18 protein-coding genes and 1 pseudogene are annotated in these 13975 nt (G+C 66.9%); 12 read left to right on the forward strand and 7 right to left on the reverse strand.

Features of this window, described 5'->3' with window-relative positions:
* Positions 1-125 precede the first annotated feature (125 nt).
* From NS2_RS20305 to NS2_RS20320, 4 genes are all read left to right on the forward strand, one after another.
* Complete coding sequence (locus NS2_RS20305; RefSeq protein WP_033088984.1) at positions 126-512, forward strand: DUF488 domain-containing protein; 387 nt, start codon at positions 126-128, stop codon at positions 510-512.
* A gap of 228 nt (positions 513-740) precedes the next feature.
* Positions 741-2141: an RNA 5'-3' helicase PhoH2 gene (gene phoH2 / locus NS2_RS20310; RefSeq protein WP_071812413.1), complete on the forward strand. Its 1401-nt coding sequence runs from the start codon at positions 741-743 to the stop codon at positions 2139-2141.
* A gap of 145 nt (positions 2142-2286) precedes the next feature.
* A complete protein-coding gene (locus NS2_RS20315) occupies positions 2287-2793 on the forward strand; it encodes an LGFP repeat-containing protein (protein WP_033088959.1) in 507 nt (168 codons plus the stop codon).
* 112 nt (positions 2794-2905) lie between these two features.
* Positions 2906-3763 carry an acyl-ACP desaturase gene (locus tag NS2_RS20320; protein WP_033088960.1) on the forward strand — a complete coding sequence of 286 codons (858 nt, stop codon included), beginning with the start codon at positions 2906-2908 and terminating at the stop codon, positions 3761-3763.
* Between the two features lie 157 nt (positions 3764-3920).
* Here the strand turns inward: NS2_RS20320 and NS2_RS20325 are convergent.
* From NS2_RS20325 to NS2_RS20340, 4 genes and pseudogenes are all read right to left on the reverse strand, one after another.
* A pseudogene (locus NS2_RS20325) lies at positions 3921-4204 on the reverse strand (dihydrofolate reductase family protein); the annotation flags it as partial.
* Positions 4205-4701: 497 nt separating this feature from the next.
* A complete protein-coding gene (locus NS2_RS20330; protein WP_052086649.1) occupies positions 4702-5154 on the reverse strand; it encodes a winged helix-turn-helix transcriptional regulator in 453 nt (150 codons plus the stop codon).
* Between the two features lie 58 nt (positions 5155-5212).
* Entirely contained in the window at positions 5213-5632 is a 420-nt protein-coding gene (locus NS2_RS36160) for a hypothetical protein (protein ID WP_147459097.1), read from the reverse strand.
* 50 nt (positions 5633-5682) lie between these two features.
* Positions 5683-5898, reverse strand: coding sequence for a hypothetical protein (locus tag NS2_RS20340; RefSeq protein WP_033088961.1), 216 nt, complete (start codon positions 5896-5898; stop codon positions 5683-5685).
* A gap of 12 nt (positions 5899-5910) precedes the next feature.
* On the opposite strand from NS2_RS20340, the gene NS2_RS20345 reads away from it, so the two are divergent.
* From NS2_RS20345 to NS2_RS20360, 4 genes are all read left to right on the forward strand, one after another.
* Positions 5911-6213 carry a hypothetical protein gene (locus NS2_RS20345; protein WP_033088962.1) on the forward strand — a complete coding sequence of 101 codons (303 nt, stop codon included), beginning with the start codon at positions 5911-5913 and terminating at the stop codon, positions 6211-6213.
* A 151-nt stretch (positions 6214-6364) separates the two neighbouring features.
* Complete coding sequence (locus tag NS2_RS20350; protein WP_143161452.1) at positions 6365-6550, forward strand: hypothetical protein; 186 nt, start codon at positions 6365-6367, stop codon at positions 6548-6550.
* A gap of 63 nt (positions 6551-6613) precedes the next feature.
* Positions 6614-7843, forward strand: a complete 1230-nt coding sequence (gene xseA / locus NS2_RS20355) for an exodeoxyribonuclease VII large subunit (protein WP_052086651.1) — start codon at positions 6614-6616, stop codon at positions 7841-7843.
* A complete protein-coding gene (locus NS2_RS20360; RefSeq protein WP_033088965.1) occupies positions 7840-8064 on the forward strand; it encodes an exodeoxyribonuclease VII small subunit in 225 nt (74 codons plus the stop codon). The genes xseA and NS2_RS20360 overlap by 4 nt, the downstream gene beginning before the upstream one ends.
* A 46-nt stretch (positions 8065-8110) precedes the next feature.
* Here NS2_RS20360 and NS2_RS20365 read toward each other — a convergent pair whose 3' ends face one another.
* Positions 8111-8692, reverse strand: a complete 582-nt coding sequence (locus NS2_RS20365; protein ID WP_033088966.1) for a DUF4245 domain-containing protein — start codon at positions 8690-8692, stop codon at positions 8111-8113.
* Between the two features lie 128 nt (positions 8693-8820).
* On the opposite strand from NS2_RS20365, the gene glpX reads away from it, so the two are divergent.
* Together glpX and NS2_RS20375 are read left to right on the forward strand one after the other, a co-directional pair.
* On the forward strand, positions 8821-9852 hold the full coding sequence (gene glpX, locus NS2_RS20370) for a class II fructose-bisphosphatase (protein WP_033088987.1): 1032 nt from the start codon (positions 8821-8823) through the stop codon (positions 9850-9852).
* Between the two features lie 132 nt (positions 9853-9984).
* The gene (locus NS2_RS20375; RefSeq protein WP_033088967.1) at positions 9985-11388 is read left to right on the forward strand and encodes a class II fumarate hydratase; all 1404 of its coding nucleotides are present in this window, start codon (positions 9985-9987) and stop codon (positions 11386-11388) included.
* A 282-nt stretch (positions 11389-11670) separates the two neighbouring features.
* On the opposite strand, the gene NS2_RS20380 is transcribed toward NS2_RS20375, so the two are convergent.
* Complete coding sequence (locus NS2_RS20380) at positions 11671-12471, reverse strand: FAD-dependent monooxygenase (RefSeq protein ID WP_228103005.1); 801 nt, start codon at positions 12469-12471, stop codon at positions 11671-11673.
* On the opposite strand from NS2_RS20380, the gene NS2_RS37670 reads away from it, so the two are divergent.
* Both NS2_RS37670 and NS2_RS20385 read left to right on the forward strand, forming a co-directional pair.
* Positions 12445-12567 carry a hypothetical protein gene (locus NS2_RS37670; RefSeq protein ID WP_256255730.1) on the forward strand — a complete coding sequence of 41 codons (123 nt, stop codon included), beginning with the start codon at positions 12445-12447 and terminating at the stop codon, positions 12565-12567. The genes NS2_RS20380 and NS2_RS37670 overlap by 27 nt on opposite strands.
* 49 nt (positions 12568-12616) lie before the next feature.
* A complete protein-coding gene (locus NS2_RS20385) occupies positions 12617-13039 on the forward strand; it encodes a limonene-1,2-epoxide hydrolase family protein (RefSeq protein WP_033088968.1) in 423 nt (140 codons plus the stop codon).
* 123 nt (positions 13040-13162) lie between these two features.
* On the opposite strand, the gene NS2_RS20390 is transcribed toward NS2_RS20385, so the two are convergent.
* Positions 13163-13861: a lipid droplet-associated protein gene (locus NS2_RS20390; RefSeq protein ID WP_036546996.1), complete on the reverse strand. Its 699-nt coding sequence runs from the start codon at positions 13859-13861 to the stop codon at positions 13163-13165.
* Positions 13862-13975 lie beyond the last annotated feature (114 nt).

Here is a 13975-nt window from a genome sequence, read left to right on the forward strand (position 1 = left end):
GCTCCCACAGGAACTTGATGTCGCCACGGCGCGCCGCCAGCTTCACGGCACGGTCGTGCAATTCCTTGGTGGGCAAGCTTTCCAGATCCGCGATTTCGGCCATGGCCTCGACTGTAATGGAGCCCATGACGCAGCAACCGAGGTACCGGGTCAAGCGCGTGTACGACGCCCCCGACGCGGCCGACGGCCGCCGGGTGCTGGTGGACCGGCTCTGGCCGCGCGGGATCAGCAAACAGGCGGCTGAGATCGACGAGTGGGCCAAGGATGTGACCCCGTCGAATGAACTGCGCAAATGGTTCCATGCGGATCCACAGACACGCCGTGCCGAGTTCGAACGGAAGTATCGAATCGAACTCGAGCAGGAGGTGGCGCGCGAGGGGCTGCGGCGTTTGCGCCAACAGGCCGCCGAGGGGCCGTTGACGCTGGTCACGGCCACAAAGGAGCCCGAACGCAGCCATGTCCCGGTGTTGGTCGATGAATTGCACGAAACACCCAGAGCGGACAGGCGTTAACGCGATCTTCACCAATGCGCCCGACAGTCGGGGAGCCGGATCGCGATTTCGGCGGTAGCGTCGGGGGTGCGGGCCGCGTAGGTGTGGTTCGTACGGGAGGTCCTGATCGTGACTGAGCAACTCAGTGCGAGGGGGCCGGCACCCGGCCCTCGGGTCGTAAGACCCCAAGGCTGACCGGCCCAGCGAGAACGCTCGCGCGGTGTCGCGCGAGTGGCAAAGGAGCCCACCGTGACTGATGCACGCTCCGTTTCCGCTCCCACCCGGGATGCAGGCTCTGACCAGGGCCTTCGCACCACAGCAAAGGGGGCACGCGCCTCGCAGTCGTCCGAATCCGGACCGAAAACCTTCGTTGTCGATACGTCGGTGCTGCTGTCCGACCCTTGGGCGCTGATCCGCTTCGGTGAGCACCACGTGGTGCTGCCGCTGGTCGTGATCAGCGAACTCGAGGCCAAACGCCATCACCACGAACTCGGCTGGTTCGCTCGCGAGGCACTGCGCATGCTGGACGACATGCGTCTGGCACACGGTCGGCTCGATCAGCGGGTGCCGGTCGGCACCCAGGGCGGGACGCTCCAGGTGGAGTTGAACCACACCGACCCGGCGGTACTGCCCCTCGGATTCCGCACGGACACCAATGATTCCCGGATCCTGGCCTGCGCGCTCAACCTGGCCGCCGAGGGTCAGCGGGTCACGCTGGTGTCCAAGGACATTCCGCTGCGGGTCAAGGCGAGCGCGGTCGGCCTGCGGGCCGAGGAGTATCACGCACAGGATGTCGTCACCTCCGGGTGGACCGGCATGGTGGAGCTCGAGGTGGCCACCGCCACCGTCGACAAGCTCTACGCCGACACCGTCATCGATCTCGACGAAGCGCGGGGCATGCTCTGTCACACCGGCATTCGCATGCTCAGCCCGCGCGGCAGCGCGCTGGCCCGGGTGACGCCGGACAAGCGGGTGCAGTTGGTCCGCGGCGACCGCGAGGCGTTCGGGCTGCACGGGCGCTCGGCCGAACAGCGCATCGCGCTGGATCTGCTGCTGGACGAGAGCATCGGCATCGTCTCGCTCGGCGGGCGGGCCGGCACCGGCCAGTCCGCGTTCGCGCTGACCGCCGGGCTCGAGGCCGTGCTGGAACGGCGCACGCATCGGAAGGTGGTGGTGTTCCGGCCGCTCTACGCGGTGGGCGGACAGGAGCTCGGCTATCTGCCGGGCTCCGAGAGCGAGAAGATGGGGCCGTGGGCGCAGGCCGTCTTCGACACCCTCGACGGGCTGGCCAGCCCGGAGGTGATGGAGGAGGTGCAGGCGCGCGGCATGCTGGAAGTGCTGCCGCTCACCCACATTCGCGGACGCTCGCTGCACGATTCCTTCGTGATCGTGGACGAGGCACAGTCGCTGGAACGCAATGTGCTGCTCACGGTGCTGAGCCGGTTGGGCAGCGGGTCGCGGGTGGTGCTCACCCACGACGTGGCCCAGCGCGACAACCTGCGGGTCGGTCGGCACGACGGCGTGGCCGCCGTGATCGAGAAGCTCAAGGGGCATCCGCTGTTCGCGCACGTCACCCTCACCCGCAGTGAGCGGTCGCCGATCGCGGCGCTGGTCACCGAGATGCTGGAGGAGTTCGGGCCCAACTCCTGAGGCCCCTCGACAGGTAGGACCCGCCCGGCCGGAGAGCGACTCGCCCTCCGGCCGGGCGTTTGCTCGGCGTGTGTTTCAACCCGCTGGCGGCAGGGTAGTTTTCGGGGAAATTTCCTGCTCGGCCGCACTTTCGGGAGGATGGAACATGCATCACTTCGCTCGACGCACGGCTGGCCTCATCGCGGCGCTCGCGGTCGTGACCGCACTCGGCGCGGGTTGCGACAAGGACAAGGACAAGAACTCGGCGTCGGCCACGACCACCACGGCCGCCGCGACCGAGACCCACACCGCGGAGACCAAGATCTCGACCCCGAACGGTGAGATCACCGTCGCGGGCGGGGTACTGGAGAAGTACAACCAGATGGGCGGGGCCACCAGTCCGCTCGGCATGCCCACCGGCCCGGCCAAGGACGCGCCCGACGGCGGCATGGTGCAGGAGTTCGACGGCGGCGCGATCTACTCCAGCCCGACCCACGGCACCCACGTGGTGTGGGGCGAGATCCGCAAGGCGTGGGAGGAAAACGGCGGCGCCACCGGCAAACTCGGCTACCCGACCAGCGACGAGTTCGATATCGCGGGCGGCAAGCAGAGCGATTTCAGCGGCGGCTCCATCACCTGGATCGACAACAAGACCACCGTCACCGAGAAGTAGCGCGAGCGGTCCGGGGCGCTCTCGTGTCGTCCCGGATCCGGCCGATTCCATAGCCGATTCGAATACTTCGCGAAGGTCCCCACATTTGCCCGAATGCCGCTAGGTTGTTCGCGTGCAGAACGGACTGGCCGATCGGGACCTGCTCGCCTCGCTCGAGGGCGAGGTGGAAGCCAACCTCGCGCGGCATATCGCCGCCGCCCCGGAGTGGCAGCCCCACGACTACGTGCCGTGGGACGACGGCCGCAACTTCGCGTTCCTCGGCGGAACCGATTGGGACCCGGCGCAATCCGAGCTCAGCGAGGTCGCCAAGACCGCGCTCACGGTGAGCGTGCTGATCGCCGACAATCTGCCCGCCTACCACCGCGAGCTCGGCAAATACCTGCGCACCGGCCACTGGTGGCGCTGGGTCGGCCGCTGGACCGCGGAGGAGAACCGGCACGAGATCCTCATCCGCAACTACCTCATGGTCACCCGCTCGGTCGACCCGGTCGAACTCGAGCGGATGCGCATGGCGCACATGACCACCGGCTTCCGCCGCCCGCCCATGCACCTGCTCGACGTGCTCGCCGCCGCCGCCTTCGAAGAGGCCGCCGCCGCCGTCCGTCACCGCACCACCGCGCGCCTGGCCGACAATGTCATCGTCGCCACCATCGCCGACCGCCTCGCCGCCGACGACGAACTCCAGACCGTCTTCTGCGCCAACCTGATCGCCGCAGCCCTCGACCTGGCCCCCGACCAGACCGTCCGCGCCATCGCCGACCGCATCGCCGACTTCCACGTCCCCGTGGTCCAACTCGCCGACGGGCGCACCAGCGACGAGGTCCTCGCCGAAGCGGGTATCTACGACTCCGCCCGCGAACCCGAACTCGTCTTCACGCCCCTGCTCGAGCAGTGGAACATCTTCACCCGCACCGACTTCGGCGACGAGGGCGAAAAAGCCCGCGCCGAACTCGCCCACCTCCGCCCCTGACCCCGCTCCCGCGCCTCCAAGCTCTTCCTCGAAGGCGAGCCCGCCCCCCGGCCAACGTATGGCCGGACCGACGGTGCAACCCTGCGAATAGGCGCAGAGCGCGGTCCGATGCCGACGCCCGCCGCGAATACGCGGCGGGCGTCGCGCTTTTCGGCCGTCAGCCTTTCGCCTCGTACCTCAGCAGCACCGCACCCCCGGGGAAGGTCCGGTTCTCGACCAACCGCAACCGAATGTGCGACGGCAGCCCCGGAAAGAACGGCGTCCCGCCGCCCACCGCGGTGGGGTGCACCACGATCAAGAACTCGTCCACCAGCCCCGCCCGCACCAACGGCGCCGCCACCGTCGCCCCCGCAACTTCCAAGAGCCCCTCGGTCTCAGCCTTCAGCCGTTTCGCGACCTCGACGACGTCCCCCGTTCGAGCCGAGAGTTCCACCCCACCGAAGATCGCCATGGCCACTTGGTCTTCGCTTGCGCCGCGCTGGCCGGTCCGGTCGGCGCAACCAGCGGCGGGAAAGGATGGTCCCGCGGTGGGCGTCAGCCGATGATGTTGATGAGTTTTCCGGTGAGGTCGTAACGCACAGTTTTGGTATCGGAGTGAGGGAGTGGTCGACCCAGAGGTTGACCTCGATGACAGGCGGGGGGTCCTTCGGCATCTGCCCAACATCTATCGAGGTGATCAAGCCGCCGGGCACGCCCGCATCATTGAGCGCGGTGTCGTGCACCTTCACCAAGACCTAGGGTGAGACCGAGTCACGTCTGAACACGCCCTGCGATATCTGTTCGGGGGCGAGACCCCGACTGATCACGCTCGCCGTAACGGTGTGGGTTTGCGGGTCACATTCTGTGAAGTTAGATGATCCTCACGTGGCGTTCCGAACCGGCACTACGTGCCGAAGTCCAACGTGCAGTGGCACATCGGGCATCGCCGCTCGCTCCAATCAATCGCAGAAACCAGCCAGGGAGTTGCGCCGACAGTCCAGCGGGAACCCGGGACCCATGCCGCTCGCTGGGCTGATTCGGGGGCGGCGATAGTGCCGCTTCGGTTCTCGGTTGTGGTGGACGGTGAGATCCCGGCCGGTGTCGGGGAGCACGTGTCCGTGTTCGCATCGCAGTGTCGCGCGCACCGTGGCGCCGCAGTCGGTGTGGGTGACGGTCAAGGGCGGGCCTGCCGGGCTCGCCAAATGCTTGTCGCCCCACTGCATCAGGGCGGTCAGGACCGGTTGCAGTTCGCGACCGGCTGGGGTGAGCCGGTATTCGTGGCGGGTGCGTGCGCCTGGTTCGCGGTACTCGACGCGTTCGAGGACTCCCGCCTGTGTGAGTCCGCGCAGGCGCGCGACCAGGATCGCCCGGGAGGCGCCCGTCGCCTCTTGGATCGCGTCGAAGCGCCGCACTCCGAGGGACCACCCTCCTCCCGCACTGCCGAGCGCCCCAGGCTACCCCCCGAATCGATCACCGAGCGGCAAGCCCTGGAGCGGCGCAGGCGAAGACGACCTCTCCCGCTTCGACGGCGAACAGCCGGAAGTTCATCAGCTCGCCGATCGGCGCGCCCGAGGTCTCCTCCCGCATCCACGCGGTGAGGAATTCCAGTCCCGAGCGGTCGCGACCGTCGGAGGCGGTGGCGTGCGGATCGCGCCATGACACCGTCTTGGTTCGGATTTCGCCGGCGGCCGGCCCGGGCGGGGTGCTCGTGGTTCCTAGCTGAAGGTCAACGACCCCAAGGCATCTCAAGGCCGTGCAGTGTCGTCCGCACATGCCGAGTGCCGAGTGGCACAAAATTCGCAACGAAATCAGCGCGGCCCTTGTCGGCCTCGATCTCTCGACGATCGCTTCGATTCCGCTTCCATGCTTGACCTGTTCACTCTTACCCACGCCGCTAACCTCATCCGGGACGGGGGTATCGGTCAGGGAGCGGGATGAGTTCACCAGTGGGGCAGGGCAGATGGTGAGATCTGATCGAGCAGATCGCCGCGCAGAAGCGACGACTGCTGCATACGAGCGATCTGGAAGAGGGCAGTCATCCGAATCCCGGTGCGACAGAGCAACAACTGGCTGCCGCTGAGCAGCGGCTCGGCCGCCCTTTGGGCCCCCAGCTTCGGGAACCACTTTCGGTAGCCGACGGCTGGGACCACTTTCATCTGTTCGACTCGTTGCTCGGCACCGCCGAGATCGGTGTCGGTCGACGCTGGGAATCGGGGGTCGAGTCTGCGCAGATCTGGTTCGAGACAGAAAAATGGGATGAACAGATCGGTGCGTGCACCGGCGCTGCGGATTATCAGCACGTGGTCGCTAGCGACAACGGGTATTTCGCCACGGCCTTCGTGTTCGTAGGTGATGTGGACGAGCTCCCTGCGGGCTCCGTCCTCGAGCTGCCGACAGAAGGTGACGACATCTATCCGGACTTGTACAGCTACCTGGTCGTCAGAGTGGACGAGATCACGAAGTACACGTAGGCAGGGGAACGGGCGCTGTCGCCTTGATCCACCCGGTCCGACGCCCAGCGAATCGCCGAAGGAAGATCGGTTCCAAGGTCGCGTGTCGATCGGTGATCGGCTTCGACTGCTCCGAATCGGAGGTCGGTCCGTCGGATATCTGCGCACCGACGTGTCAGGCGTCCAGCAGGCGTGGGATGCGGAGCAGATTCGTGAGCTGGCTCGCAGGCATCGCTACGACTTCGCGGCGATCACGGTGTACGACCCCGCGACCGGGCAGCCGCCGCTTGCATTGCTGCGTCGCCGCCGCAATCAACTCGGTGGCAAGGCGGGGTGGTTGGGCGTCGGCGGGCACTGACAGAATCGGGCGGTGACCACCGAGACGCCTGCGCGGCCGCCTAGTTCGTCTGCCGAGAATCCGATGCCGGTGCGTACCATTACGGTGAAGGTGGCGCAGTGGATCGATCGGCTGGGGGCGGTCTGGGTGGAGGGGCAGATCACCCAGATGAATGTGCGGCCCGGCACTCGGACGGCGTTTCTCGTGTTGCGGGATACCGCGGCGGATATGTCGTTGTCGGTGACATGCGATCCGGAGTTGCTGCGTAGTTCGGCGGTGCCGTTGCAGGAGGGGAGCCGGGTTGTTGTTTACGGGAAGCTCTCGTTCTTCACCGGGCGTGGCACGGTGTCGTTGCGGGTCACCGAGATTCGGCCGGTGGGCATTGGCGAGTTGCTCGCGCGGATCGAGCGGTTGAAGGCGTTGCTGGCGGCTGAGGGGCTGTTCGATCCTCGGCTGAAGCGGGCGATTCCGTTTCTGCCCAATCGGATCGGGTTGATCACCGGGCGGGCCAGTGCTGCCGAGCATGATGTGGTGACCGTGGCGACTCAGCGGTGGCCTGCGGTGCGGTTCGAGATTCGGAATACGGCGGTGCAGGGGCCGACGGCGGTGCCGCAGATACTGGAGGCCATTGCCGCGCTCGACGCGAATCCCGAGGTCGATGTGATCGTGCTGGCGCGCGGTGGGGGCAGTGTAGAGGATCTGCTGCCGTTCTCGGATGAGACGTTGTGTCGCGCCATTGTTTCCGCGAAGACGCCGATCGTCAGCGCTATCGGGCACGAGCCGGATAATCCGATCTCGGATTATGTCGCCGACCTGCGCGCTGCTACACCGACCGATGCGGCCAAGCGCATCGTTCCCGATGCCGCCGCCGAAACCGCGCTGCTGCAAGAGCTTCGGTCGCGTGCCAATGCGGCGCTGCGCGGATGGGTGGATCGCGAAGCTCGGGCGCTGACGCAATTGCGTTCCCGCCCGGTGCTGGCCGACCCGCTGCGTCTGCTGGATCAGCGACACGACGAGGTCGAACGGTTGCGTGCGAGCGCGCAGCGGGCCATCGATCATCGGCTTACCGGCGAGTCCACGACCGCGCGTCACCTGCGTGAAAAGCTATCCGCGGTCGGCCCGTCCGCCACCCTGGCCCGCGGCTACGCCGTGGTGCAGAAGGTCGTCGGCAAGGATCGCGAGGTGGTTCGCGCCATCGAGGACTCGCCACCGGGCACTCAGCTTCGCATCCGGGTGGCCGACGGCGCGATCTCCGCGGCCGCGCTCGGCTCCCAATCCCTGGCTCCCCGCCCCACCCGAAAGGAATCCGAATGACCGAGGACGACCGCACCGAGATCGCCCCCTTCGGGTACGAGCGGGCGCGCGACGAACTGGTGAATGTCGTCAAGATGCTCGAGCAGGGCGGCATGGATCTGGATGACTCCCTGGCGCTCTGGGAGCGCGGCGAAGCCCTCGCCAACCGTTGCGAACAGCATCTGGCGGGTGCCCGCAAGCGCGTCGAAGATGCGCTTGCGCACCGCAACCCGGAGGAGTGAGAAGAGAACCCGGAGCAATGGCCGGGAACCCGGCCCGCTCCCGGAATCAGCTGCGCGGGAGCGGCTGGGCCTGACCCATCGCGGTGGAGAGGGTATCGAACGCGGCCCCGTTGCCCGCGCCCTTGATCAGGATCCGGACGTCGCCGAAGTCGCTGATCCAGGTGGGCTCGGTGCCCGGCTCGGCGTAGATGCTCCACATGTGGCCGCCGTGCTGCTGGGTGCCGCTGACGGTCCGGTTGGGTGCGTACTTCTTGGCAAGCACGTCGACGGTCGCGTTCGACTGCGTCAACTGCATGTAGGTGCCCTCGGGGGTGATGAAACCGACCGTGCTGGTGTCACCGCCGCCCGTGCCGGTGATGGTGTCGTGGCTGCCCGAGTTCGGGGTCCACTTGTTCGGGTCGGTGTCCGGCAGCGCGGGCAGGCGGATCGGGAAGGACAGCAGGCGCGCGTCGTCGGTGAGCGCGGCCTTCACGTTGAAATCCGGAATCTTGCCCTGCTTGGGGCCGCCGGTCGAGAACGAACACTGACTCGCGATGCCCGCGATGACCAGGCAGATCAGCACCAGCGGAGCAAGAGACCAGATCAGGTCCTTGTAGTCGTTCTGACTGCGCGGCTTTTGGTACGACACGTCCCCAGTATCCATGGGGCACAGGTGCGACCGAGCTCACGGTCTCGGGAAACGTAAGTACGTGCCGGGAGCGGCAAACCGCAATGCGACAATTCACGCAGCTGTATACAACCAAGGAGGCTCCCGTCATGACCGCATCCAGCCGCCGAGAGGCGCCGGACCGCAACCTAGCTCTCGAGTTGGTTCGGGTCACCGAGGCCGGGGCCATGGCCGCGGGCCGGTGGGTCGGCCGGGGCGACAAGGAGGGCGGCGACGGCGCGGCCGTCGATGCCATGCGGCAGTTGGTGGCCACCGTTTCGATGCGCGGCATCGTGGTGATCGGTGAGGGCGAGAAGGACGAAGCGCCCATGCTCTACAACGGCGAGCTGGTCGGCGACGGCACCGGCGCCGAACTCGATTTCGCGGTCGACCCGATCGACGGCACCACCCTGATGTCGAAGGGCTCCCCGGGCGCGATCTCCGTGCTCGCGGTCGCCGAGCGCGGCGCCATGTTCGACCCGTCGGCCGTGTTCTATATGGAGAAGATCGCCGTCGGCCCCGACGCCGCCGACGTCATCGACCTATCGGCCCCGATCGCGGAGAACCTACGTCGCGTCGCCAAGGCCAAGAACTCCTCGGTCTCCGACCTCACGGTCTGCATCCTGGACCGCCCCCGCCACGCCGACCACATGAAGGCCGTACGCGACGCGGGCGCCCGCATCCGCCTCATCTCCGACGGTGACGTCGCGGGAGCCATCGCCTGTGCCCGTCCGGAATCCGGCGTCGACATGCTGATCGGCATCGGCGGCACCCCCGAGGGCATCATCGCCGCGGCCGCCATGCGCTGCCTGGGCGGCGCGCTGCAGGGCAAGCTGGCCCCCAAGGACGAGGCCGAGCGGCAGAAGGCCATCGACGCCGGCCACGACCTGGACCGCATCCTGTCCACCAATGACCTGGTCTCCGGTGAGGACGTCTTCTTCAGCGCCACCGGCGTCACCGACGGCGACCTGCTCAAGGGCGTCCGCTACTACGGCGGCGGCGCGTACACCCAGTCCATCGTCATGCGCGCCAAGTCCGGCACCGTGCGCATGATCGATGCCTATCACCGCCTCACCAAGCTCAAGGAGTACGCCTCGGTGGACTTCATCGGCGACGAGCACGCCACCCCGCCGCTGCCCTGATCGGCGAAAACCCTTGTGTGGCCGGACAGTCGAGCGACTGTCCGGCCACACTCGTATTCCCGGCTCGCGGTGTGCTGATTCCCTCAGGCGTGGCACCCCCACGGCCTCCGGGACGGGCATAGGGTCGAAATCATGACCGAGACCGAGTACCGGATCGAGCACGACACGATGGGCGAGGTTCGCGTCCCCGTCGACGCCCTGTGGCGCGCGCAGACGCAACGCGCCGTGGAGAACTTCCCGATCAGCGGACGGGGCCTGGAGCGCGCGCAGATCCGCGCGCTCGGCCTGCTGAAGGCGGCCTGCGCCGCGGTGAACCGGGACCTGGGGCTGCTGGACAAGACCAAGGCCGACGCCATCATCGCCGCGGCGGGAGAGATCGCCGAGGGGCGCCACGACGACCAGTTCCCCATCGACGTCTTCCAGACCGGGTCGGGCACCAGCTCGAACATGAACGCCAACGAGGTGATCGCGAGCATCGCGGCCCGCGACGGCGTCACCGTGCATCCCAACGACGACGTCAATATGTCGCAGTCGTCCAACGACACCTTCCCCACCGCAACGCATCTCGCCGCCACCGAGGCCGTCGTCAAGGAGCTGATCCCGGCATTGGATCATCTGCGGCTGGCACTGCTGGACAAGTCCCAGCAGTGGCGCTCGGTGGTCAAGTCCGGCCGCACCCACCTGATGGACGCCGTCCCGGTGACCCTGGGTCAGGAGTTCGGCGGCTACACCCGGCAGGTCAGCGCGGGTATCGAGCGGCTGCTGGCCACCCTGCCGCGGGTGGGCGAGCTGGCCATCGGCGGCACCGCGGTCGGCACCGGGCTGAACGCGCCCGCCGGGTTCGGCGCGAAAGTCGTTGCGGAGCTGGCGACTTCGACCAATCTCGACCATTTGTCCGAGGCGCGTGACCATTTCGAGGCGCAGGCCGCCCGTGACGGCCTGGTAGAGCTCTCCGGCGCGCTGCGCACGGTGGCCATCAGCCTCACCAAGATCGCCAACGATATTCGCTGGATGGGCTCGGGCCCGCTCACCGGCCTGGCCGAGCTCCAGCTGCCGGATCTGCAGCCCGGTTCCTCGATCATGCCGGGCAAGGTGAATCCCGTTCTCCCGGAGGCGGTTACCCAGGTGGCCGCGCAGGTCATCGGAAACGATGCCGCGATCGCCTGGGGCGGCGGTAATGGGGCATTCGAATTGAATGTCTATATCCCCGTTATGGCCCGGAACGTGCTGGAGTCGATTCGCCTGCTGGCCAATGTTTCCCGATTGTTCGCGGATAAATGTATTTCGGGTCTGACCGCCAATGTCGAGCACCTGCGACAGCTGGCCGAATCCTCGCCGTCGATCGTGACCCCGCTGAATTCGGCGATCGGATACGAGGAGGCCGCGGCGGTGGCCAAGCAGGCGTTGAAGGAGAAGAAAACAATCCGGCAAACGGTCATCGATCGTGGCCTGATCAGCGACAAGCTGTCCGTCGAGGAGCTCGATCACCGTCTCGATGTCCTTTCCATGGCGAAAGTCGAGGAGCTGAAGAAGTAAAATCGCCGAGCCCCGGTCAGCGACTTGTTTTCCTTTTCTGTAACCGACTGTGAAACGGATCACTCGGATCGATCGATTATTCGAGTGTCCGCGTCCGCGGATGATCCAGGAAAGGAAAAGACAATGTTGTTCGGACTTGCTGCTCTCCTCGTCGCCCTTGGTGCCGCAGGACTCATCGCAACACTGGCCACTCTTGGCATCATCATTTGAATATGGCGGTCGGTGGATGTGGCGGCGGAAGCCGCCACATCCACGTCAGCGCCCGCCCGCCTGCTCGGCGGTTCAGTTCGCCGCCGGTTCCGGGTAGTGCTTCAGATCGATATCGTTCTTCGTGTTCTCGGCGTACTTCGCCATCATCTTGAAGCCGCGTGAACGCACGAACCTGCGGAACCGCAGGCCACGTGCCGTGCGGGGCGCCAGGAACCGGCCCGGGGCGGCCTCGTCGGTCTTGCGCAGCAGGCGCTTCATGATTTCCTCGTAGCTCGCGTATGCAACGGTGTAATCACCGTCGGCCGCGGCCAATTCGCCCGCCAGCACATAGGCCCCGACTATCGCCGAGCCCGTGCCGAACCCGTTCAGCGCGTGGCCCCAGGCGGAATCGCCCAGCAGCGCCACCCGCCCGCTCGTGAAGTTCTTCATCCTCACCTTGGCGATGGCGTCCAGGTAGAAGTCGTCCAGGTAGGGGAGTTCGGCCAGCATGCGCGGCACCTCCCAGCCCATTCCGGCGAACCGCTCGGCAATGATCGCGCGCTGCTGGTCGAAATCGTCGCGCGAGTAGTCGAGCGCGGGTGAGGCGAACAGATACATCTGCGCCGCCTTGTTTCCGCCCGTCATCGCGAAGCGTCCGGGGGCGTTGCAGCCGAGGGATCGCGCCCGCTGCCGGTTTCCCTCCGGCATGTCCTGCCAGGCCGAGGCGCCCGCGATGGCGTAGTAGTAGCTGTCGTGGGTGACGAAGTCCGCCTCCGGCCCGAAGGCCAGCTTGCGCACCCGTGAGTGGATGCCGTCGCAGCCGACGACCAGATCGAAGACCCGCGCGGGGGCGTTCCGGAATTCCACGTGCACCCCCTCGCCGGTGTCCCGCAGCGCCGTGACGGTGTCGCCGAAGAGGTATTCGCACTGTCCGGCGGTTCGGCCGTAGAGGATCTCGGCCAGGTCGCCGCGATCGCGACGCGGCGGTAGTTGCCGCGAATGTCTGTGCCGCGACCGCGATCCCGCCTACGCTCGGCTCATGTCCGAGCTACCCGAGTTGAAGCAGGATCCGGTCACCACGGTGCGCGAGTTCTTCGCCGCCATGGAGATGAAGATCGTGGACGAGGCACTGGAACTGGTCGATCCGGGCATCGTCTGGAAGAACACCTCGCTCCCCGATATCCGCGGCATCGATCGCGTGCGCTGGGTCCTCACCCAGCTCAACGGCCCGCGCTTCGGCTTCCGCGCCGACATGCACCACATCGCGGTGGGCGAGGACGGCGCGGTGCTCACCGAGCGCACCGACTACCTGCGCATGGGTCCGATCGAGATCTCGTTCTGGGTCTGCGGCACCTTCGAGTTCACCGACGGCCGAATCTCGCTGTGGCACGACCACTTCAGCTGGGAGAACTTCCTGCGCGGCACGGTGGTCGGCCTGTTCCGCGCGGTGCTCCCGCGCTGAACACCCGCGCGTGAGTCGGAGGGGTTCGCGCGGTTGCCCATCCGCGCGAACCCCTGAAACGAGATACGCCGGTCGGCCGGGTGTGTTCACCCGGTCGACCGGCGTTGGTCGTGAAAGGTCTTGTTATTTGGCCTGAACGGTCGCGATTCGGTTCGTCAGCATGGTGACGAAGGGGGCGCGAGCGAGAGTCTCCTGCTCGTAAGACAGGAGGGCGGCCAGGTCGTCCACCGAGAGCTGGCGCAGGCGGGCCCGCAGCTGGGCGATGGACAGGTTGGCGTAGTCGAAGCGGGCGGCCACCTCGGGCTCGGCGACGGCGCTGCCGTTGTGGCCGTTGGTCGACACCTTGGAAGCCGTTGCGGGGGCCGGGGTCTCGGCGGATGCGACGGGCTCGGCGGTCTCCGGTTCGGCTGCCTCCTGCGCGGCCGACTCGGCGATGACCGGTTCGGCCGCAACGGGTTCCGCGACCGGATCGACGGCTACAACCGGTTCGGCGGCGGGCGGTTCCGGCTCCGTAAAGAGGTCGAAACGGCTCTGCCGTACCGATTCGGGGGCGAAGCTCGGCGTTTGCTCGTCGGCCTCGTCCTCATCGAAGGTGGCCCACGCCGGCTGCTCTTCCGGCTGGTTGATCAAACGGTCGAAAACCTCGTCGCCCTTGAGGGCGAGGCTGGTCACGAACTGCTGGAGGTGCATGGTGGTCTGCAGCATCTGGCTGATCGCGGTGATCGGGAAATTGATTGCGGTCGTCGGTAGCCGACGAGTTTCCTCGAGAGCATAGACGGCAGCCCCGGCGGCGACCCGGGCCAGGAACGGAGGTCGGACCATGCCCCTAGCCTGCCCGAAAGACCGTGTGATGCAAAGGTGAGAAGGCATGAAAAGTGATTGTGACCCAATGGGCGCCGTCGGCGTAGCCGTCCTTCAGCCAAGCGCACGGCCGGA

Source organism: Nocardia seriolae NBRC 15557, from assembly GCF_007990715.1.
GTDB classification, from domain to species: Bacteria; Actinomycetota; Actinomycetes; order Mycobacteriales; family Mycobacteriaceae; genus Nocardia; species Nocardia seriolae.

Excerpts from the sequence above, each read along its gene's own strand:
- glpX (WP_033088987.1), top strand. The coding sequence starts at position 8,821 with ATGACCGCATCCAGCCGCCGAGAGGCGCCGGACCGCAACCTAGCTCTC.
- xseA (WP_052086651.1), top strand. The coding sequence starts at position 6,614 with ATGCCGGTGCGTACCATTACGGTGAAGGTGGCGCAGTGGATCGATCGG.
- NS2_RS20390 (WP_036546996.1), bottom strand. The coding sequence starts at position 13,861 with ATGGTCCGACCTCCGTTCCTGGCCCGGGTCGCCGCCGGGGCTGCCGTC.
- NS2_RS20340 (WP_033088961.1), bottom strand. The coding sequence starts at position 5,898 with ATGAAAGTGGTCCCAGCCGTCGGCTACCGAAAGTGGTTCCCGAAGCTG.
- NS2_RS20305 (WP_033088984.1), top strand. The coding sequence starts at position 126 with ATGACGCAGCAACCGAGGTACCGGGTCAAGCGCGTGTACGACGCCCCC.
- NS2_RS20375 (WP_033088967.1), top strand. The coding sequence starts at position 9,985 with ATGACCGAGACCGAGTACCGGATCGAGCACGACACGATGGGCGAGGTT.
- NS2_RS20385 (WP_033088968.1), top strand. The coding sequence starts at position 12,617 with ATGTCCGAGCTACCCGAGTTGAAGCAGGATCCGGTCACCACGGTGCGC.
- NS2_RS20315 (WP_033088959.1), top strand. The coding sequence starts at position 2,287 with ATGCATCACTTCGCTCGACGCACGGCTGGCCTCATCGCGGCGCTCGCG.
- NS2_RS20360 (WP_033088965.1), top strand. The coding sequence starts at position 7,840 with ATGACCGAGGACGACCGCACCGAGATCGCCCCCTTCGGGTACGAGCGG.